The following is an 18,928-nucleotide window of genomic DNA, read 5'->3' on the forward strand; positions in this document are numbered from 1 at the left end:
CCATGGCTGAAGCAGTCGTCGACAACCCCCCCGCCAAGACGGGCCCGGCAGCGGCCAAGCGCCCGCTGCCAGGTATGTCGTTCCTGGAAAACATCGCGCAGATGCCCATGCTGCGCCAGGTCGGCCTCATGGTCGGCCTGGCGGCCAGCGTGGCAATCGGCTTTGCCGTGGTGCTGTGGTCGCAACAACCCGATTACCGTCCGCTGTACGGCAGCCTGTCGGGCATGGACACCAAGCAGGTCATGGACACTCTGGGTGCTGCTGACATCCCCTATAACGTCGAGCCCAACTCCGGTGCTCTGCTGGTCAAGGCCGACGACCTCTCCCGTGCGCGCCTGAAACTGGCGGCCGCCGGCGTGGCGCCCAGCGATGGCAATGTCGGTTTCGAACTGCTCGACAAGGAGCAGGGGCTGGGCACCAGCCAGTTCATGGAAGCCACTCGCTACCGCCGCAGCCTGGAAGGCGAGCTGGCGCGTACCGTTTCCAGCCTGAACAACGTCAAGGCCGCACGCGTGCACCTGGCCATCCCGAAAAGCTCGGTGTTCGTGCGCGACGACCGCAAGCCTAGCGCCTCGGTACTGGTCGAGCTGTACCCGGGCCGTGCCCTGGAAGCCGGTCAGGTGTCGGCCATCGTCAACCTGGTGGCGACCAGTGTGCCGGAGCTGGACAAATCCCAGGTCACCGTGGTCGACCAGAAAGGTAACTTGCTGTCCGAGCAGCTGCAGGACTCCGCCCTGACCGAGGCCGGCAAGCAGTACGACTACAGCCGCCGCATGGAAAGCATGCTTACCCAGCGCGTGCGCAACATCTTGCAGCCTGTGCTGGGCAATGACCGATACAAGGCCGAAGTGTCTGCCGACCTGGACTTCAGTGCCGTCGAGTCGACTGCCGAGCAGTTCAACCCCGACCAGCCGGCGCTGCGCAGCGAACAGTCTGTTGATGAACAACGCGCCAGTAGCCAAGGCCCGCAAGGCGTGCCTGGCGCGCTGAGCAACCAGCCGCCAGGCGCCGCTTCGGCACCGCAAACCACCGGTGGCGCCGCTACCCCGGCCGCAGCCATTCAGCCTGGCCAGCCGCTGGTGGATGCCAACGGCCAGCAGATCATGGACCCGGCCACCGGCCAGCCGATGCTCGCACCGTACCCGTCGGACAAACGCCAGCAAAGCACCAAGAACTTCGAGCTGGACCGCTCCATCAGCCACACCCGCCAGCAGCAGGGGCGCATGACCCGCCTGTCGGTGGCAGTGGTGGTAGACGACCAGGTCAAGATCGACCCGGCCACCGGCAACACCAGCCGTGCACCGTGGGCCGCCGAAGACCTGGCGCGCTTCACCCGCCTGGTGCAAGACGCGGTCGGCTTCGACGCCAGCCGTGGTGACAGCGTGACGGTAATCAACGTGCCATTTGCCGCCGACCGTAACGAAGAAATTGCCGATATCGCCTTCTACCAGCAGCCGTGGTTCTGGGACATCGTCAAGCAAGTGCTGGGCGTGGTGTTCATTCTGGTGCTGGTGTTCGGCGTGCTGCGGCCGGTGCTCAACAACATCACAGGGGGCGGCAAGCAGGCCGCTTCGGATAGCGACATGGAGCTGGGCGGCATGGTGGGGTTGGATGGCGAACTGGCCAACGACCGCGTCAGCCTGGGTGGCCCGACAAGCATTCTGCTGCCTAGCCCGAGCGAGGGTTACGAGGCACAGCTCAACGCAATCAAAGGCCTGGTGGCCGAAGACCCGGGCCGTGTAGCCCAGGTCGTCAAAGACTGGATCAACGCCGATGAGTGATAACCGAGCCGTTACCGCCAAGCTGAGCCGTGTCGACAAGGCGGCAATCCTGCTGCTTTCGCTGGGCGAGACCGATGCGGCCCAGGTGCTGCGCCACATGGGCCCCAAGGAAGTGCAGCGGGTGGGTGTGGCCATGGCGCAGATGGGTAATGTGCACCGTGACCAGGTCGAGCAGGTAATGAGCGAGTTCGTCGACATTGTCGGCGACCAGACCAGCCTGGGCGTGGGGTCCGATGCCTACATCCGCAAGATGCTCAACCAGGCCCTGGGCGAGGACAAGGCCAATGGCCTGGTCGACCGCATCCTGCTGGGTGGCAACACCAGTGGCCTGGACAGCCTGAAATGGATGGAACCGCGCGCGGTAGCCGACGTGATCCGCTACGAGCACCCGCAGATCCAGGCAATCGTGGTCGCCTACCTCGACCCTGACCAGGCCGGCGAAGTGCTGAGCAACTTCGACCACAAGGTGCGCCTGGACATCGTCTTGCGCGTGTCGTCGCTGAACACCGTGCAGCCGGCGGCGCTGAAAGAGTTGAACCAGATCCTCGAGAAGCAGTTCTCGGGCAACTCCAACGCCGCGCGCACCACCTTGGGCGGCATCAAGCGCGCTGCCGACATCATGAACTTCCTGGACAGCTCGGTGGAAGGTGCACTGATGGATGCGATCCGCGAAGTCGACAGCGACCTGTCGGAGCAGATCGAAGACCTGATGTTCGTCTTCAACAACCTGGCCGACGTCGACGACCGTGGCATCCAGGCGCTGCTGCGCGAAGTGTCGTCCGATGTGCTGGTGGTGTCGCTCAAGGGTGCCGACGAGCGGGTCAAGGACAAGATTTTCAAGAACATGTCCAAACGTGCCTCCGAACTGCTGCGCGACGACCTGGAGGCCAAGGGGCCGGTGCGGGTCAGCGACGTGGAAACGGCACAGAAGGAAATCCTCACCATCGCCCGCCGCATGGCCGAGGCCGGCGAGATCGTGCTCGGCGGCAAGGGTGCCGAGGAAATGATCTGATCCATCAGGCCAGGAAAAAATGGTGGGGCTGGTGCGGTCATTGTGGGAGCTGGCTTGCCGGCGATGAGGCCAGCCCAGGCAGAGTCGTTGCATGGCAAGGGCTGCGCCCTTGATCGCCGGCAAGCCAGCTCCCACAAGGCCCTTATGGGTCGAACATGCTTGTTGAGTACTTTAAAACATGTCCAGCAAAGAACATCACCCCAGCGACCTGATCCGCGCCCGCGACCTCGAGGGCGTGGACGTGTGGACGCTGCCCAGCTTCGACCCGGAGCCAGAGCCCGTACCCGAGCCTGAGCCGGAACCCGAGCCGGTCGAGGAAGAAATCGAGGAAGTGCCGCTGGAAGAAGTCCAGCCGCTCACCCTGGAAGAGCTCGAGGCCATCCGCCAGGAAGCCTACAACGAAGGCTTCGCCACCGGCGAGCGAGAGGGCTTTCACAGCACCCAGCTCAAGGTCCGCCAAGAGGCCGAAGCGGCCCTGAAGGCCAAGCTCGACAGCCTTGAGCAGCTGATGGCCAACCTGATGGAGCCGATCGCCGAGCAAGACACCCAGATCGAGAAAACCCTCGTGCACCTGGTGGCGCACATGACTCGCCAGGTGATCGGCCGCGAATTGCACAACGACTCCAGCCAGATCACCCAGGTGCTGCGCGAAGCATTGAAGCTGCTGCCCATGGGCGCGGACAATATCCGCATCCACCTCAACCCGCAGGACTTCGAGCTGGCCAAGGCCCTGCGCGAACGCCACGAGGAAAACTGGCGGTTGCTGGAAGACAGCGCGCTGCTACCGGGGGGCTGCCGTATCGAAACTGCCCATAGCCGCATCGATGCAAGCATGGAAACGCGTATCGAGAAAGCCGTGGCGCAGTTGTTCGACCAGTTGCACGACCATTCCCTGCACCCGGCGGCGCCAGACATGTCGGTAGACCTGGACGCCCCCGTCGAGCGTTCGGTGGAAAGCCCTGATGCACCTTAAGCGCACCAGCTTCGGCAAACGCCTGGGCAGTTATGCCGAGGCCATCGAGCTGCCGTCCCAGCCCATCGTCGAAGGCCGCCTGCTGCGCATGGTCGGGCTCACCCTGGAGGCCGAAGGCCTGCGCGCCGCGGTGGGAAGCCGCTGCCTGGTGATCAACGACGACAGCTACCACCCGGTCCAGGTAGAAGCCGAGGTCATGGGCTTTGCCGGGCCCAAGGTGTTCCTCATGCCCGTCGGCAGCATTGTCGGTATCGCCCCCGGCGCCCGGGTGGTGCCGCTGGATGACGGCGGCCGGCTGCCCATGGGCATGAGCATGCTCGGCCGTGTGCTGGACGGCGCCGGCCGCGCGCTGGATGGCAAGGGCGGGATGAAGGCCGAGGACTGGGTGCCGATGGACGGCCCTGTGATCAACCCGCTCAACCGTGATCCCATCAGCAAGCCGCTGGACGTGGGCATCCGCAGTATCAATGGCCTGCTGACCGTCGGTCGCGGCCAGCGCCTTGGCCTGTTTGCCGGTACTGGCGTAGGTAAGTCGGTGTTGCTGGGCATGATGACCCGCTTCACCGAAGCCGAAATCATCGTGGTTGGCCTGATCGGTGAGCGGGGCCGTGAGGTGAAGGAGTTCATCGAGCACATCCTGGGTGAAGAGGGCCTCAAGCGTTCGGTAGTGGTGGCTTCGCCTGCCGACGATGCGCCGCTGATGCGCCTGCGCGCTGCCATGTATTGCACGCGCATCGCCGAGTACTTCCGCGACAAGGGCAAGAACGTGCTGTTGCTGATGGACTCGCTCACCCGTTTCGCCCAGGCCCAGCGTGAAATTGCCCTGGCCATCGGCGAGCCGCCGGCCACCCGGGGTTACCCGCCGTCTGTATTCGCCAAGCTGCCCAAGCTGGTGGAGCGGGCGGGCAATGGCGAGGCGGGTGGTGGTTCGATTACCGCGTTCTACACCGTGTTGTCCGAAGGTGATGACCAGCAGGACCCGATCGCCGACTCGGCGCGCGGTGTGCTCGACGGCCACTTCGTGCTGTCGCGCCGGCTGGCCGAAGAGGGCCATTACCCGGCCATCGACATCGAAGCCTCGATCAGCCGGGTGATGCCCCAGGTGGTCGATGCCGACCACTTGCGCCAGGCGCAGAAGTTCAAGCAATTGTGGTCGCGCCTGTCGCAAAGCCGCGACCTGATCAGCGTGGGCGCCTATGTGGCCGGCGGCGACCCGGAAACCGACCTGGCCATTGCCTTGCAGTCGAAGCTGGTAGAGTTTCTGCGCCAAGGCCTGCAGGAGAATGTGGGCATGGCGCAGAGCCGCGAACAGCTGGGGGCGATCTTCACGCCCCCGGCGGGCTGATAGGCCATGGCGCTGCCCGGACGCGCTGCGCGCCTGGCGCCGGTGGTAGACATGGCCGAGGAAGCCGAGCGCAAGGCAGCCCAGCGCCTGGGGCATTTCCAGCAGCAGGTGGCCACCTCCCAGGCCAAGCTGGCCGAACTCGAACGGTTTCGTGAGGATTACCAGCTGCAGTGGATCAACCGCGGCGGGCAGGGGGTCAATGGCAGCTGGCTGGTCAACTACCAGCGTTTTCTGGGGCAGCTGGAAACGGCCATGACCCAGCAGCGCCAGAGCCTGGTGTGGCACCAGAACAACCTCAGCAACGCCCGCGGCACCTGGCAGCAGGCCTATGCCCGGGTAGAGGGTTTGCGCAAGCTGGTGCAGCGCTACCTGGACGAAGCCCGGCGCGCCGAAGACAAGCGTGAGCAGCGGTTGCTGGACGAACTGTCGCAGCGCCTGCCCCGCCAAAACCATTTTTAACCTGTGCCGGCGATAGGGCCGTTGCAGGCCATAGGTATGACCTTGCTACACCTGCTCCAGCCTGCTAAACCTTAATGGAGTTGCATCCGCCATCATCGAAGGAATCGCTAGCATGGCAGTCGAGACTGATTTTTCGCGGGAAGGGAATAAGCTGACGATCAAGATCAAGGGGCGCTTCGATTTCGGCAAACATCAGGAGTTTCGTGACGCCTACGAACGCCAGCCCTATCGGCCCGATTCGGTAATCGTCGACCTGAAAGACACCACCTACCTCGACAGTTCTGCGCTCGGCATGCTGCTGTTGCTGAGGGACCATGCGGGCGGCGATGAGTCGGATGTGCGCGTGGTGCACGCCAGCTCCGATGTACGCAAGATCCTCGCCATCTCCAATTTCGAAAAACTGTTCGACATCAGTTGAGCGCCGACATGCCGCCCCAACAGGCGTTGACCGTGCTGGTCGCCGAAGACGGGGCCGCCGACAGAATGCTGCTGGCGCAGATCGTGCGCCGCCAGGGCCATCAGGTATTCACCGCAGAAAACGGCGAGCAGGCGGTGGCGCTGTTCGTCGAGCGGCGCCCGCAGCTGGTGCTGCTGGATGCGCTGATGCCGGTGATGGATGGCTTCGAGGCGGCGCGGCAGATCAAGGCCCTGGCCGGCGAGGCGCTGGTGCCGATCATTTTCCTGACGTCGCTGAATGAGGAAGAGGGCCTGGTGCGCTGCCTGGAGGCCGGGGGCGATGACTTCATGGCCAAGCCCTACAGTGCGGTGATCCTCGGCGCCAAGATCCGCGCCATGGACCGCCTGCGCCGGCTGCAGGCTACCGTGCTGGAGCAGCGTGACCAGATTACCCGGCACCACCACCACCTGCTCAACGAGCAGCGGGTGGCCAAGGCGGTGTTCGACAAGGTGGCCCACTCCGGCTGCCTTTCTGCCCCCAACATCCGCTACCTGCAATCGCCCTATGCGCTGTTCAACGGCGACCTGATGCTGGCCGCGTTCACCCCGGCCGGTGACATGCGTGTGCTGCTTGGCGATTTCACCGGCCATGGTCTGCCAGCGGCGGTAGGGGCGATGCCGCTGGCCGAAGTGTTCTACGGCATGACTGCCAAAGGCTACGGCATGGCGCAGATCCTGCGCGAGATGAACGCCAAGCTCAAACGCATCCTGCCGGTGGACATGTTCTGCTGTGCGCTGCTGCTCGACCTCAGTTTGCAGCGCGGTTCGGTCGAGGTGTGGAACGGGGGCATGCCCGATGGCTATCGCCTGTCGGTAAATGGCCATGTGCTATCATCACTGAGTTCTCGGCACCTGCCGCTGGGTATCCTGGCAGCAGAGCGTTTCGATGACAGTACTGAGGTGCTGCCGTTGGCACCGGGCGAGCGCTTGTTGCTGTTGTCGGACGGCGTGCTGGACACCGCCGATGACCAGGAACGGTTATTCGGCGTGGAGCGTTTGCGTGCGGTGCTGGCCGACAATCGCGACCCTGCGCAGCTGTTCGATGAAGTCATGCAGGCGCTGGAGCAATTTGGCGGGCACCCGCGTGATGACATCAGCCTGTGCGATATCCGCATGTTCAGCGCGGAGGAGCGGGTGCCGGCGCCGATGATCTACTCTGATAGCGGCCGTTCCAGCCCGCTGGACTGGTCGCTGGGGTTCGAGGTGCGTGGCGAGAGCCTCAAGCGCTTCAACCCGGTGCCGTATCTGGTGCAGTTGTTGCAGGAAATTCACGGCCTGCGGGCGCGCACCGGCAGCCTGCACGCGGTGCTCAGCGAGCTGTATTCCAATGCGCTGGAGCATGGGGTGCTGGGCCTGGATTCGCAGCTCAAGCGCGATGTGCAGGGGTTCGCCGACTATTATCAGGAGCGCGCCCGGCGGCTGGGTGCGTTGAGCGACGGTTTCGTGCGCATCGACTTCAGGGTTGAACCGCACGCCGAGGGCGGGCGTCTGATGATCGAGGTGCTCGACAGTGGCGCCGGGTTCGATGTGCCGCGTGTGCTGTCGCGGCCGTCGCTGGCGCAGGGCCTGAGCGGGCGTGGCCTGAACCTGATTCAGCGGCTGGCCAGCAATGCCCGCTGGAGCGAAGGCGGGCGTTGCGCACATGTGGAGTTCGTATGGTGAGCCACAGGTTGGCTCGGGCATAATCTGGCTTGATCAAGGAGTGAACAAGTGACTGACATGCATATTGATCACAAGGTCCTCAGTGACCTGCGTGAAGTCATGGAGGATGGCTACCTGCAGTTGGTGCAAACCTTTCTCGACGACTCTGAACGGCGCCTGAGCCAGCTGCACGCGGCCAAAAGCGCCGAAGAGCTTGGTGCGGCCGCCCACAGCTTCAAGGGCAGCAGCAGCAACATGGGCGCCGTGGCCTTGGCTTGCCTGTGCCAGCAACTGGAAGACCGCGCGCGGCAGCGCCCGCTGTATGGGATCGAAGACCTGATCAACCGCATCGATCTGGAATATGTCGAGGTGCAGCACTTCTACCGCGATGAGCAGCAGCGTATTTCTGCAGGCTGATGTGTGAGTTGGCGCGAGTCTTGCTTTTCTCTGGCTGGATGATCTTTCTGTTCCTGGCGCGGAGACCGCTCAATGCCTGTCGCACCCAACCCTTTGTTGCAAGCCAACGCCATTACCAGCACCTCGCGTTCGGCCACCGCGCAGGCGGATAAACCGCTGCAGGCGCTGGGTGACAAGGGCGACGGCTTTGGCCAGGTGATGGCCAGGCAGGGGCGTGATAAGGCCGTCGGGCAGGAGGACAAGGCTGCCCCGGCCAAGCCCAAGGACAAACCTGAGGCGGCAGCGGGTGGCAAGAAAGACCCCGCCGACAAAACTGCGGTTGCCGATGACGGCAACAAATTGCCAGCTGACGACGCGGCCCAGGCCGATACCGGGCTGCGTGATGCCAGCCTGGTGGCCGGCCAGGTCACCGACGCCCAGCCTGGTGCGCAACTGATCCAGGCCCAGGCCGAGGCCGTTGCGCCGGTACTGCAGGCCGCCACGGCGCAGGTTGCTGCGCTGCCCGAAGAACCCGCTGCCGAAGAAGCCTTCGACCCCGATGCCGACCCGTTGGCTAACCTGCCAACCTTGCGGCTGGCCTTGGAGCACAGCGCCCAGGCCAAGGGTGGCACCTCGGCACATGCGCTGGATCCGTCCCGGGCCCAGGGCGAAGATGGGCAGGCAGCCGTCAATACCTTGGCGAATCTGGTGGAAAATGCCGAGGGTGAAGCAGGTGAGCCGGGCGACAAAGCCTTTGGTGCCTTGCTTGAAGATGGCCTGAAAGACACCAAGAGCGCCAGCAGCGACACCCGCATCGATGATTTCGCCAATCGCCTGGCCAGCCTGACCCAGGCGGCCACGGCCAAAACCGCCAATCCCGTGCCGGCCAATGCCAGCCCGTTACACCAGCCATTGCCGATGAACCAGGGTGCCTGGGCCGAGGGCCTGGTCAACCGGGTCATGTACCTGTCCAGCCAGAACCTCAAGTCGGCGGATATCCAGCTGGAGCCGGCGGAGCTGGGCCGCCTGGACATTCGCGTCAATGTTGCGACGGACCAGTCGACCCAGGTCACCTTCATCAGCGGTCACGCCGGTGTGCGTGATGCCCTCGACAGCCAGGTGCACCGCCTGCGCGAACTGTTCGCCCAGCAGGGGCTGGCCCAGCCGGATGTCAACGTGGCCGACCAGTCGCGCGGGCAGCAACAGCAGCAGGGGCAGGCGCAGGGCAGCAACCTGTCCGGGGTGGCGGCGCGGCGGGCGGAGCAGGGCGGGGGCGAGCCCGTCGAAGGCACCCGGCCTGTGGAGCAGCAGGTGGTTGTTGGCGACAGTGCGGTTGATTACTACGCCTGATGTCTGGTACCTGGCTTGGTTTTTGTGGGGGCAGTGAGAACGAGCGCCGCCCGCGCGGCGCATCGCGAGCTGCGCTCGCTCCTACGTTTGTTTCGGGCCAATGGTTTCTGTGGGATTTGCGCGCGTACGCCTTGGCGCATGGCGTGATATCGCGTCGTACAAACAAGGCGGTCGCGCGCGTCTGCCACAGGGATACTGGCCCGAAACAAACGTAGGAGCGAGCGCAGCTCGCGATGCGCCGCGCGGGCGGCGCTCGTTCTCACCGCCGTAAAATCCCTGAAGCCGAATTCTGGCATAACACTTGCTCAAGCCAAGCCATCCACCTTTGAACCCCCGATGGACGACGGATTATTGGCATGGCGAAGAGCGAAGCAGTCAAAGACCCCGCCACTAAAGGCAAACTCAAACTGATCCTGCTGGCCGTCGTAGGCCTGTTGCTGGCGATCGGCCTTTCGGTGGGCGCTACCTGGTTCATCATGCACAAGAGCGATTCGGCCCCGGCCGCCGAGCCTGTGGCCGGCAACGTCAAGCCAGCGGCGATCTACGAGGCGCTGACCCCGGCATTTGTGGTGAATTTCAACCAGAACGGCCGCCAGCGCTACATGCAGCTGAGCATCACCATGCAGGCGCGCAACCAGGCCGACCTGGATGCCCTGAAGGTGCACATGCCGGTGATCCGCAACAACCTGGTGATGATGTTCTCCGGGCAGGGTTTCGACACCCTGGCCAGCAGCCCGGTCGGGCAGGAGATGTTGCGCCAGAAGGCGACCGCAGTGGTCCAGGAAGTGGCGCAGAAGGAAGTCGGCAAGCCGGTCATCGACCAGTTGCTGTTCACCAATTTCGTATTGCAGTAGGAGTCCGCAATGGCCGTACAGGACCTGCTGTCCCAGGATGAAATCGATGCCCTGTTGCACGGCGTCGACGACGGGCTGGTGCAGACCGAAAGTGCATCCGAGCCTGGCAGTATCAAAAGTTACGACCTGACCAGTCAGGACCGTATTGTACGGGGTCGCATGCCGACCCTGGAAATGATCAACGAGCGCTTCGCCCGTTACACCCGTATCAGCATGTTCAACCTGCTGCGCCGTTCCGCCGACGTGGCCGTGGGTGGCGTACAGGTGATGAAGTTCGGCGAATACGTGCACTCGCTGTACGTGCCGACCAGCCTCAACCTGGTCAAGATCAAGCCGCTGCGCGGCACCTCGCTGTTCATCCTCGATGCCAAGCTGGTGTTCAAGCTGGTGGACAACTTCTTCGGTGGCGATGGCCGCCACGCCAAGATCGAAGGCCGCGAATTCACCCCTACCGAGCTGCGCGTGGTGCGCATGGTGCTGGACCAGTGTTTCGTCGACCTCAAGGAAGCCTGGCAGGCAATCATGCCGGTCACCTTCGAGTACATGAACTCCGAGGTCAACCCGGCCATGGCCAACATCGTCGGCCCCAGCGAGGCAGTGGTGGTGTCCACCTTCCACATCGAACTGGACGGTGGCGGCGGCGACCTGCACGTGACCATGCCGTACTCGATGATCGAGCCGGTGCGGGAAATGCTCGATGCCGGGTTCCAGTCCGACCTGGACGACCAGGATGAGCGCTGGGTCAAGGCCCTGCGCGAGGACGTGCTGGATGTGGCCGTGCCACTTACCGCCACGGTCGCCCGGCGCCAGTTGAAGCTGCGCGACATCCTGCACATGCAGCCTGGTGACGTGATCCCGGTGGAGCTGCCGGAGCACCTGGTGCTGCGCGCCAACGGTGTGCCGTCGTTCAAGGCGCGGCTGGGCTCACACAAGGGCAACCTGGCCCTGCAGATCATCGACCCGATCGAACGCCGCTGACGGCGTGCCGGTCGCTCATAACGAATTGAATGCCTGTCGAGGAAACCATGGCTAACGAAAACGAGATCACCTCCGCAGAGGACCAGGCGCTGGCCGATGAGTGGGCTGCGGCCCTTGAGGAAACCGGCTCGGCCGGTCAGGCCGACATCGATGCGCTGCTGGGCGGTGACACCGGCAGCAGCGGCGGCGCTGGCCGCATGCCGATGGAAGAGTTCGCCAGCTCGCCGAAGCCGAACGAAAACGTCAGCCTCGAAGGCCCGAACCTGGACGTGATCCTGGACATCCCGGTGAACATCTCCATGGAAGTGGGTAGCACTGAGATCAACATTCGCAACCTGCTGCAACTCAACCAGGGCTCGGTGATCGAGCTGGACCGCCTAGCTGGCGAGCCGCTCGATGTGCTGGTCAATGGCACGCTGATCGCCCATGGCGAAGTGGTGGTGGTCAACGAGAAGTTCGGCATTCGCCTGACCGACGTGATCAGCCCCAGCGAACGTATCAAGAAGCTGCGCTGAGTGAAGGGCACGATGCGCGCCATTGCGGCGTTCGCTGGACTGCTGGCCAGCCAGGTGTGCCTGGCCGCGGCCACGCCAACGGCGACCCCGGCGACGGCGCCTGGCAGCCTTGGCGGCCAGTTGGCGCAGATGGTCTTCGGCCTGCTGCTGGTGGTGGGCCTGATTTTCTTCCTGGCGTGGGTGCTGCGGCGTATGCAGAGCACGGCGGTGAAGGGCGGGCAGGTGATCGAGATCGTCGGCAGCCGGGCCATCGGCCCGCGTGACCGCCTGCTGCTGGTGCAGGTGGGCAAGGAGCAGATCCTGATTGGCCACACCCCCGGTAGCATCGAGGCCCTGCATGTGCTGGCCGAACCCGTGGAAGTGCCGGCTGGCGCACGTCAGGCAACGCCGGAATTTGCCCAGCGGCTGATGGAGCTGATGGGCAAGGACCCTAAGGACAAGAAGTGATGAGCGGCCCGCTGCGTTTGTTGTTGACTTTGGCGCTGCTGCTGGCTGCGCCGCTGGCCCTGGCCGCCGACCCGTTGTCGATCCCGGCCATTACCCTGTCCAACGGGGCGGACGGGCAGCAGGAGTATTCGGTCAGCCTGCAAATTTTGCTGATCATGACGGCGCTCAGCTTCATCCCGGCGTTCGTCATCCTGATGACCAGCTTTACCCGCATCATCATCGTGTTCTCGATCCTGCGCCAGGCCCTGGGCCTGCAGCAGACGCCGTCGAACCAGATTCTGACCGGCATGGCGCTGTTCCTGACCATGTTCATCATGGCACCGGTGTTCGACCGGGTGAACTCGGACGCCCTGCAGCCGTACCTCAAGGAGCAGATGACCGCCCAGCAGGCCATCGACAAGGCCCAGGTGCCGCTAAAGGACTTCATGCTGGCGCAAACCCGGCAAAGCGACCTCGACCTGTTCATGCGCCTGTCCAAGCGCACCGACATTGCCGGCCCCGACCAGGTGCCGCTGACGATCCTGGTGCCGGCATTCGTCACCTCCGAGCTGAAAACCGCGTTCCAGATCGGTTTCATGATCTTCATCCCGTTCCTGATCATCGACATGGTGGTGGCGAGTGTGCTGATGGCCATGGGTATGATGATGCTGTCGCCGCTGATCATCTCGCTGCCGTTCAAGATCATGCTGTTCGTGCTGGTGGATGGCTGGGCGCTGATCATGGGCACCCTGGCCAGCAGTTTCGGCGGCGTCTGACGCCGTCAAGGAGAGCCGCCGATGACACCTGAAGTAGCTGTCGACCTGTTTCGTGACGCCCTGTGGCTGACCACCCTGATGGTCGCCGTGCTGGTGGTGCCGAGCCTGTTGGTGGGCCTGGTGGTTGCGATGTTCCAGGCCGCCACCCAGATCAACGAACAGACCCTGAGCTTTCTGCCGCGTCTGCTGGTGATGCTGATCACGCTGATCGTCGCCGGGCCATGGCTGGTGCAGAAGTTCATGGAGTACATCACCACCCTCTACACCAACATCCCGCAGCTGATCGGTTGACGCGGATATGCTGGAGCTGACCGACGCGCAGATCGGCACCTGGGTTGCCACCTTCATCCTGCCGTTGTTCAGGGTGACTGCGGTGCTGATGACCATGCCGATCCTTGGCACGCGCATGCTGCCGGCGCGGGTGCGCCTGTACGTGGCGGTGGCCATTACCGTGGTGATCGTGCCAGCGCTGCCGCCGTTGCCTGAATTCGACCCGCTGAGCCTGCGCGGCCTGCTGCTGTGCGCCGAGCAGATCATTGTCGGTGCACTGTTCGGCCTGGCCTTGCAGTTGTTGTTCCAGGCTTTCGTGATCGCCGGGCAGGTCGTCGCGGTGCAGATGGGCATGGCCTTCGCCTCGATGGTCGATCCCGCCAACGGCGTTAACGTCACGGTCATCAGCCAGTTCATGACCATGCTGGTGAGCGTGCTGTTCCTGTTGATGAACGGCCACCTGGTGGTGTTCGAGGTGCTGACCGAAAGCTTTACCACCTTGCCGGTGGGCAATGCGCTGGTGGTCAACCAGTTCTGGGAGCTGGCCGGGCGGCTGGGTTGGGTATTTTCTGCCGGCCTGTTGCTGATCCTGCCGGTGATCGCTGCGTTGCTGGTGGTGAACATTGCCTTCGGCGTGATGACCCGCGCCGCGCCGCAGTTGAATATCTTCTCCATTGGCTTTCCGCTGACCCTGGTCATGGGCATGTTCATTTTCTGGGTCGGTCTGGCCGATGTGCTGTCCCACTACCAGGCATTGGCCAGCGAAGCGCTGCAATGGCTGCGTGAACTGGCGAGGGCGCGCTGAGCATGGCAGAAAGCGAGAGCGGTCAGGACAAGACAGAAGACCCCACCGACAAGCGCAAGCGCGATGCCCGCGAGAAAGGCGAGATCGCCCGCTCCAAGGAGCTGAATACGGTGGCGGTGACCCTGGCTGGCGCGGGTGGCCTGCTGGCATTCGGCGGTCATATGGCTGAGACGTTGCTGAGCATCATGCGCATGAACTTTAGCCTGACCCGCGACATCATTGTCGACGAGCGGGCCATGGGCGCCTTCCTGCTGGCCTCGGGCAAGATGGCGATATGGGCGGTGCAGCCGGTGCTGATCCTGCTGTTCGTGATTTCCTTCGTGGCACCTATTGCCCTCAGCGGCTTCCTGTTCTCTGGCAGCCTGCTGCAGCCAAAATTCAGCCGCATGAACCCGTTATCGGGGATCAAGCGCATGTTCTCGATGAATAGCCTCACCGAGCTGCTCAAGGCGCTGGCCAAGTTCTTCGTGATCTTGGTAGTCGCGGTGGTGGTGCTGTCCAACGACCGCCAGGCTTTGCTGGCGATTGCCAATGAGCCGCTGGAGCAGGCGATCATCCATAGCCTGCAGGTGGTGGGTTGGAGTGCCTTGTGGATGTCGGCCGGGCTGTTGCTGATTGCCGCGGCCGACGTGCCGTTCCAGCTGTACCAGACGCACAAGAAAATGAAGATGACCAAGCAGGAAGTGCGCGACGAGTACAAGGACAGCGAGGGCAAGCCCGAGGTCAAGCAACGCATTCGCCAGCTGCAGCGCGAGATGTCGCAGCGGCGCATGATGGCAGCGGTGCCGCAGGCCGATGTGATCATCACCAACCCGACGCACTATGCGGTGGCCCTGCAGTACGACCCGGAGAAGGGCGGGGCGGCGCCGTTGCTGCTGGCCAAGGGTACCGACTTCATGGCCTTGAAGATTCGGGAGATTGGCGTTGAGCACAAGATCCAGATCCTCGAATCGCCGGCGCTGGCGCGGGCGATCTACTACTCCACCGAGCCAGAGCAGGAGATCCCCGCCGGCTTGTACCTGGCCGTGGCGCAGGTGCTGGCCTATGTGTTCCAGATCCGCCAGTACCGCGCCGGCAGGGGTAAGCGGCCAGAGCCGTTGAAAGAAGATTTGCCGATCCCGCCGGACCTGCGCCGCGACAGCTGACCTGATCCCGCAGCGTGGGCCTCACACGGGCTCTGTGGGAGCGGCCTTGTGTCGCGATAGGGCCGCAAAGCGGCCCCAGGGTTTCGGCATCACGGCAACATTTTTGGGGCCGCTCTGCGGCCCTATCGCGACGCAAGGCCGCTCCCACAATGAAACTGTGCTTGTCCTCTGGCAAAGTTGGAAGGCTTCTTGCAAAGCCACGCCCAGGCGCCCCTTGGGCGTCAAAGTTTTGCATCAAGAGGACTCGCGGTGGATCGCACTCAGTTAATCAGCAACGCCCGCAATAACCTGGCCGGTCTCGGTCGGGGCAACCTGGGCGTGCCGCTGCTGCTGCTGGTGATGTTGGCAATGATGATGTTGCCGATACCGCCGTTCCTGCTCGACGTGTTCTTCACCTTCAACATCGCCTTGTCGATCGTGGTGCTGCTGGTCTGTGTGTACGCCCTGCGCCCACTGGACTTCGCCGCCTTCCCCACCATCCTGCTGGTGGCCACGCTGCTGCGCCTGGCGCTGAACGTGGCGTCCACCCGCGTGGTCATGCTGCATGGCCAGGAGGGCCACGGCGCTGCCGGTAAGGTGATCCAGGCCTTCGGTGAAGTGGTGATCGGCGGCAACTACGTGGTCGGTGGCGTGGTGTTTGCCATCCTCATGATCATCAACTTCGTGGTGGTGACCAAGGGTGCCGGGCGTATTTCCGAGGTGAGCGCGCGTTTCACCCTCGACGCCATGCCCGGCAAGCAGATGGCCATCGATGCCGACCTCAACGCCGGCCTGATCGACCAGGCCCAGGCCAAGCACCGCCGTGCCGAAGTGGCGCAAGAGGCGGAGTTCTACGGCTCGATGGACGGTGCCAGCAAGTTCGTCCGCGGTGACGCCATCGCCGGCCTGCTGATCCTGTTCATCAACCTGATCGGCGGCATGCTGATCGGCATGTTGCAGCACGGCATGAGCTTCGGCGATGCCGGCAAGGTATACGCCCTGCTGACCATCGGTGACGGTTTGGTGGCGCAATTGCCATCACTGCTGCTGTCCACCGCTGCCGCGATCATGGTCACCCGCGCCTCGGGCTCCGAGGACATGGGCAAGCTGATCAACCGGCAGATGTTCGATTCGCCCAAGGCCCTGGCGGTGTCCGGCGGGCTGATGATCGTCATGGGGCTGGTGCCGGGCATGCCGCACGTGGCCTTCCTCGGCCTTGGCCTGCTGGCCTGTGGCGGCGCCTACCTGGTGTGGAAGAAGCAGAACAAGGTGAAGCTGGAGGCGCAACAAGAGGCGCAGCGCCAGCAAGACCTGTTGCCCTCGCCGCAGCGCGCGCTCGATACCAAGGAGCTGGGCTGGGACGACGTGACGCCTATCGACATGATCGGCCTGGAGGTCGGTTACCGGCTGATCCCGCTGGTCGACCGCAACCAGGGCGGCCAGTTGCTGGCGCGGATCAAGGGTGTGCGCAAGAAGCTGTCCCAGGACTTGGGTTTCCTCATGCCCACCGTGCACATTCGTGACAACCTCGACTTGCAGCCCAGCGCCTATCGCCTGACCCTGATGGGGGTGATCCTGGCCGAAGCGGAGATTTACCCGGACCGGGAGCTGGCGATCAACCCCGGGCAAGTGTTCGGCACCCTGAACGGCATTGCCGCGCGTGACCCGGCGTTTGGCCTGGAGGCGGTTTGGATCGACGTCGGCCAGCGTTCCCAGGCGCAGTCGCTGGGCTACACCGTGGTCGACGCAAGCACCGTGGTGGCCACCCACCTCAACCAGATCCTGCAGAAGCACTGCCATGAGCTGATTGGCCACGAAGAGGTTCAGCAACTGCTGCAGGTGCTGTCCAAGGCATCGCCTAAACTTGCAGAAGAGCTGGTGCCGGGTGTCATTTCCTTGTCGGGCCTGCTCAAGGTGCTGCAAGCACTGTTGTCGGAACAGGTGCCGGTGCGCGATATTCGCAGTATTGCCGAAGCCATCGCCAACAACGCCGGCAAGAGTCAAGATACCGCCGCGCTGGTGGCGGTGGTGCGCGTCGGATTGTGTCGCGCCATCGTGCAAAGCATTGTCGGCGTTGAGTCGGAGCTGCCAGTGATTACCCTGGAGCCAAGGTTGGAACAGATTTTGCTCAATAGTCTGCAAAGGGCCGGGCAAGGTCAGGAAGATGGTGTTCTTCTGGAGCCGAGCATGGCCGAGAAGCTGCAACGTTCGCTGATCGAAGCGGCCCAGCGCCAGGAAATGCAGGGCCAGCCGGCCATCCTGCTGGTCGCCGGCCCGATCCGCGCCATGCTGTCGCGTTTCGGTCGCCTGGCTGTACCGAATTTGCATGTTCTGGCGTATCAGGAAATACCGGACAACAAGCAAGTCACCATCGTTGCCACCGTGGGCCCTAACGGCTGAGGTAGTGGATAATGCAAGTTAAGCGATTTTTCGCCGCCGATATGCGTCAGGCCATGAAGCTGGTCCGTGACGAGCTGGGCGCCGATGCCGCGATCATTGGCAACCGCCGCATTGCCGGTGGTGTCGAACTGACGGCCGCGCTGGACTACAAGCTGTCCGCCCTGGCTCCGCGCGTGCCCAACGCCGAGCTGGAAGAAGAGCTGCGCAAGACCCATACGCGCATCGCCACTGCCCAGGCCGAGCTGGACCACCGCCAGGACAGCAGCGACAACAACCGCCAATTGTTTGCCGGGCAGTCGCTGACGGCCGCCGAGCCGTTGATCGAGCCGCATGTCGATGCCCCTGAGGCTGCCGCTGCCCCTGCTGCGGCGCCGGTCGACCCGCGCTTGTTCGATGCCATGCGCTCCGAGCTGTCGGGCCTGCGCGAGCTGCTGGAAGTGCAGCTCGGTTCGCTGGCCTGGAGCCAGCTGCAGGGCAGCAAGCCACAGCAGGCCAACCTCTGGCGCCGGCTGCAGCGCATCGGCCTGTCCGGGCCTATCGCCCGTGAGTTGCTCGACCTCACCGCCGAGATCGAAGAGCCTCGCCAGGCCTGGCGCATGCTGCTGGCGCACCTGGCGCGGATGATCGAAATCCCCGAAATCGAACCGATCGAAGAGGGTGGTGTAATTGCCATGGTCGGCCCGGCCGGCATGGGCAAGACCACCACCCTGGCCAAGCTGGCTGCCCGCTACGTGCTCAAGTATGGCGCGCAAAACCTGGCGCTGGTGAGCATGGACAGTTTTCGTATCGGCGCCCAGGAGCAGCTCAAGACCCTGGGCCGCATCCTCAATGTGCCAGTGACCTACGTCGACCCGGGCCAGTCGCTGGCTGCGGCACTGGAGCCACTGCTGCGCAAACGCGTCGTGCTGATCGATACCGCCGGCCTGCAAGCCAGCGACCCGGCACTGCGCATGCAGCTGGAAACCCTGGCCGGGCGTGGCATTGCCGCGAAGAATTACCTGGTGCTGGCTACCACCAGCCAGAAGCAAGTGCTGACCGCCGCCTACCACAGCTACAAGCGCTGTGGCCTGGCCGGTTGCATCCTGACCAAACTGGATGAAACGGCAAGCCTTGGCGATGTGCTGAGCCTTGCCATCAGTCATGAACTGCCCGTGGCCTACCTCACCGACGGCCCGCGCATTCCTGACGACCTGCACCTGCCGCGTGGCCACCAATTGGTGTCCCGTGCGGTCAATGTGCAGCAGCAGGACGAGCCCAGCGAAGAGGCCATGGCCGACATGTTCGCTGATCTCTATCACAACCCCCGACGGGCGGGTTGACCATGAAGCGTGTGCAAAGTAGCTATGCCAAGGGGTACGCAGAATTGC

18 protein-coding genes and 1 pseudogene are annotated in these 18,928 nt (G+C 63.7%); all 19 read left to right on the forward strand.

Annotated elements, in window-relative coordinates; all coding sequences use genetic code 11:
* Window positions 1–2: 2 nt before the first annotated feature.
* The 19 genes and pseudogenes from fliF (at window position 3) to flhF (ending at window position 18,880) form a co-directional block, all read left to right on the forward strand.
* Complete coding sequence (gene fliF, locus ACN6NG_RS06785) at window positions 3–1,781, forward strand: flagellar basal-body MS-ring/collar protein FliF (protein ID WP_016498549.1); 1,779 nt, start codon at window positions 3–5, stop codon at window positions 1,779–1,781.
* The gene (fliG, locus tag ACN6NG_RS06790) at window positions 1,774–2,793 is read left to right on the forward strand and encodes a flagellar motor switch protein FliG (RefSeq protein ID WP_016488432.1); all 1,020 of its coding nucleotides are present in this window, start codon (window positions 1,774–1,776) and stop codon (window positions 2,791–2,793) included. Before fliF ends, fliG begins: the two co-directional genes overlap by 8 nt.
* Before the next feature lie 178 nt (window positions 2,794–2,971).
* Window positions 2,972–3,766 carry a flagellar assembly protein FliH gene (gene fliH / locus ACN6NG_RS06795; RefSeq protein WP_063423075.1) on the forward strand — a complete coding sequence of 265 codons (795 nt, stop codon included), beginning with the start codon at window positions 2,972–2,974 and terminating at the stop codon, window positions 3,764–3,766.
* Window positions 3,756–5,111 (forward strand): flagellar protein export ATPase FliI, encoded by a 1,356-nt coding sequence (fliI, locus tag ACN6NG_RS06800; RefSeq protein WP_059394792.1) that lies wholly within the window; start codon window positions 3,756–3,758, stop codon window positions 5,109–5,111. Before fliH ends, fliI begins: the two co-directional genes overlap by 11 nt.
* Window positions 5,112–5,117: 6 nt before the next feature.
* Complete coding sequence (gene fliJ / locus ACN6NG_RS06805) at window positions 5,118–5,570, forward strand: flagellar export protein FliJ (protein ID WP_474313315.1); 453 nt, start codon at window positions 5,118–5,120, stop codon at window positions 5,568–5,570.
* Between the two features lie 112 nt (window positions 5,571–5,682).
* On the forward strand, window positions 5,683–5,988 hold the full coding sequence (locus tag ACN6NG_RS06810; RefSeq protein WP_016498553.1) for an STAS domain-containing protein: 306 nt from the start codon (window positions 5,683–5,685) through the stop codon (window positions 5,986–5,988).
* 8 nt (window positions 5,989–5,996) lie between these two features.
* A complete protein-coding gene (locus ACN6NG_RS06815) occupies window positions 5,997–7,688 on the forward strand; it encodes a fused response regulator/phosphatase (protein WP_063423078.1) in 1,692 nt (563 codons plus the stop codon).
* A 48-nt stretch (window positions 7,689–7,736) separates the two neighbouring features.
* The gene (locus tag ACN6NG_RS06820) at window positions 7,737–8,084 is read left to right on the forward strand and encodes an Hpt domain-containing protein (protein ID WP_016498555.1); all 348 of its coding nucleotides are present in this window, start codon (window positions 7,737–7,739) and stop codon (window positions 8,082–8,084) included.
* 72 nt (window positions 8,085–8,156) lie between these two features.
* Window positions 8,157–9,413, forward strand: a complete 1,257-nt coding sequence (locus tag ACN6NG_RS06825; RefSeq protein ID WP_353457025.1) for a flagellar hook-length control protein FliK — start codon at window positions 8,157–8,159, stop codon at window positions 9,411–9,413.
* A 356-nt stretch (window positions 9,414–9,769) separates the two neighbouring features.
* Window positions 9,770–10,267, forward strand: a complete 498-nt coding sequence (fliL, locus tag ACN6NG_RS06830; protein WP_016498557.1) for a flagellar basal body-associated protein FliL — start codon at window positions 9,770–9,772, stop codon at window positions 10,265–10,267.
* 9 nt (window positions 10,268–10,276) lie between these two features.
* A complete protein-coding gene (fliM, locus tag ACN6NG_RS06835) occupies window positions 10,277–11,245 on the forward strand; it encodes a flagellar motor switch protein FliM (protein ID WP_013973595.1) in 969 nt (322 codons plus the stop codon).
* Window positions 11,246–11,292: 47 nt separating this feature from the next.
* Entirely contained in the window at window positions 11,293–11,760 is a 468-nt protein-coding gene (gene fliN, locus ACN6NG_RS06840) for a flagellar motor switch protein FliN (RefSeq protein ID WP_049274740.1), read from the forward strand.
* Window positions 11,761–11,772: 12 nt separating this feature from the next.
* Window positions 11,773–12,207, forward strand: a complete 435-nt coding sequence (fliO, locus tag ACN6NG_RS06845; RefSeq protein ID WP_474313332.1) for a flagellar biosynthetic protein FliO — start codon at window positions 11,773–11,775, stop codon at window positions 12,205–12,207.
* Window positions 12,207–12,962 (forward strand): flagellar type III secretion system pore protein FliP, encoded by a 756-nt coding sequence (gene fliP / locus ACN6NG_RS06850; protein WP_229609960.1) that lies wholly within the window; start codon window positions 12,207–12,209, stop codon window positions 12,960–12,962. Before fliO ends, fliP begins: the two co-directional genes overlap by 1 nt.
* A gap of 21 nt (window positions 12,963–12,983) precedes the next feature.
* Window positions 12,984–13,253 (forward strand): flagellar biosynthesis protein FliQ, encoded by a 270-nt coding sequence (fliQ, locus tag ACN6NG_RS06855; protein WP_012273497.1) that lies wholly within the window; start codon window positions 12,984–12,986, stop codon window positions 13,251–13,253.
* Between the two features lie 7 nt (window positions 13,254–13,260).
* The gene (gene fliR / locus ACN6NG_RS06860) at window positions 13,261–14,037 is read left to right on the forward strand and encodes a flagellar biosynthetic protein FliR (protein WP_016498561.1); all 777 of its coding nucleotides are present in this window, start codon (window positions 13,261–13,263) and stop codon (window positions 14,035–14,037) included.
* A 2-nt stretch (window positions 14,038–14,039) separates the two neighbouring features.
* A pseudogene (flhB, locus tag ACN6NG_RS06865) lies at window positions 14,040–15,044 on the forward strand (flagellar biosynthesis protein FlhB); the annotation flags it as partial.
* A 387-nt stretch (window positions 15,045–15,431) separates the two neighbouring features.
* On the forward strand, window positions 15,432–17,561 hold the full coding sequence (gene flhA, locus ACN6NG_RS06870; protein WP_474313319.1) for a flagellar biosynthesis protein FlhA: 2,130 nt from the start codon (window positions 15,432–15,434) through the stop codon (window positions 17,559–17,561).
* Between the two features lie 11 nt (window positions 17,562–17,572).
* A complete protein-coding gene (gene flhF / locus ACN6NG_RS06875; protein ID WP_059394800.1) occupies window positions 17,573–18,880 on the forward strand; it encodes a flagellar biosynthesis protein FlhF in 1,308 nt (435 codons plus the stop codon).
* Window positions 18,881–18,928: the final 48 nt, after the last annotated feature.

Source organism: Pseudomonas sp. TSO6, assembly GCF_056098905.1.

Bases quoted from the DNA above. Each gene is read 5' to 3' on its own strand.
- fliG (WP_016488432.1), top strand. From the start codon at position 1,774: ATGAGTGATAACCGAGCCGTTACCGCCAAGCTGAGCCGTGTCGACAAG.
- fliN (WP_049274740.1), top strand. From the start codon at position 11,293: ATGGCTAACGAAAACGAGATCACCTCCGCAGAGGACCAGGCGCTGGCC.
- fliM (WP_013973595.1), top strand. From the start codon at position 10,277: ATGGCCGTACAGGACCTGCTGTCCCAGGATGAAATCGATGCCCTGTTG.
- fliO (WP_474313332.1), top strand. From the start codon at position 11,773: ATGCGCGCCATTGCGGCGTTCGCTGGACTGCTGGCCAGCCAGGTGTGC.
- fliH (WP_063423075.1), top strand. From the start codon at position 2,972: ATGTCCAGCAAAGAACATCACCCCAGCGACCTGATCCGCGCCCGCGAC.
- fliQ (WP_012273497.1), top strand. From the start codon at position 12,984: ATGACACCTGAAGTAGCTGTCGACCTGTTTCGTGACGCCCTGTGGCTG.
- ACN6NG_RS06815 (WP_063423078.1), top strand. From the start codon at position 5,997: ATGCCGCCCCAACAGGCGTTGACCGTGCTGGTCGCCGAAGACGGGGCC.
- fliJ (WP_474313315.1), top strand. From the start codon at position 5,118: ATGGCGCTGCCCGGACGCGCTGCGCGCCTGGCGCCGGTGGTAGACATG.
- fliI (WP_059394792.1), top strand. From the start codon at position 3,756: ATGCACCTTAAGCGCACCAGCTTCGGCAAACGCCTGGGCAGTTATGCC.
- fliF (WP_016498549.1), top strand. From the start codon at position 3: ATGGCTGAAGCAGTCGTCGACAACCCCCCCGCCAAGACGGGCCCGGCA.
- fliR (WP_016498561.1), top strand. From the start codon at position 13,261: ATGCTGGAGCTGACCGACGCGCAGATCGGCACCTGGGTTGCCACCTTC.
- ACN6NG_RS06825 (WP_353457025.1), top strand. From the start codon at position 8,157: ATGCCTGTCGCACCCAACCCTTTGTTGCAAGCCAACGCCATTACCAGC.
- fliP (WP_229609960.1), top strand. From the start codon at position 12,207: ATGAGCGGCCCGCTGCGTTTGTTGTTGACTTTGGCGCTGCTGCTGGCT.
- flhF (WP_059394800.1), top strand. From the start codon at position 17,573: ATGCAAGTTAAGCGATTTTTCGCCGCCGATATGCGTCAGGCCATGAAG.
- ACN6NG_RS06810 (WP_016498553.1), top strand. From the start codon at position 5,683: ATGGCAGTCGAGACTGATTTTTCGCGGGAAGGGAATAAGCTGACGATC.
- fliL (WP_016498557.1), top strand. From the start codon at position 9,770: ATGGCGAAGAGCGAAGCAGTCAAAGACCCCGCCACTAAAGGCAAACTC.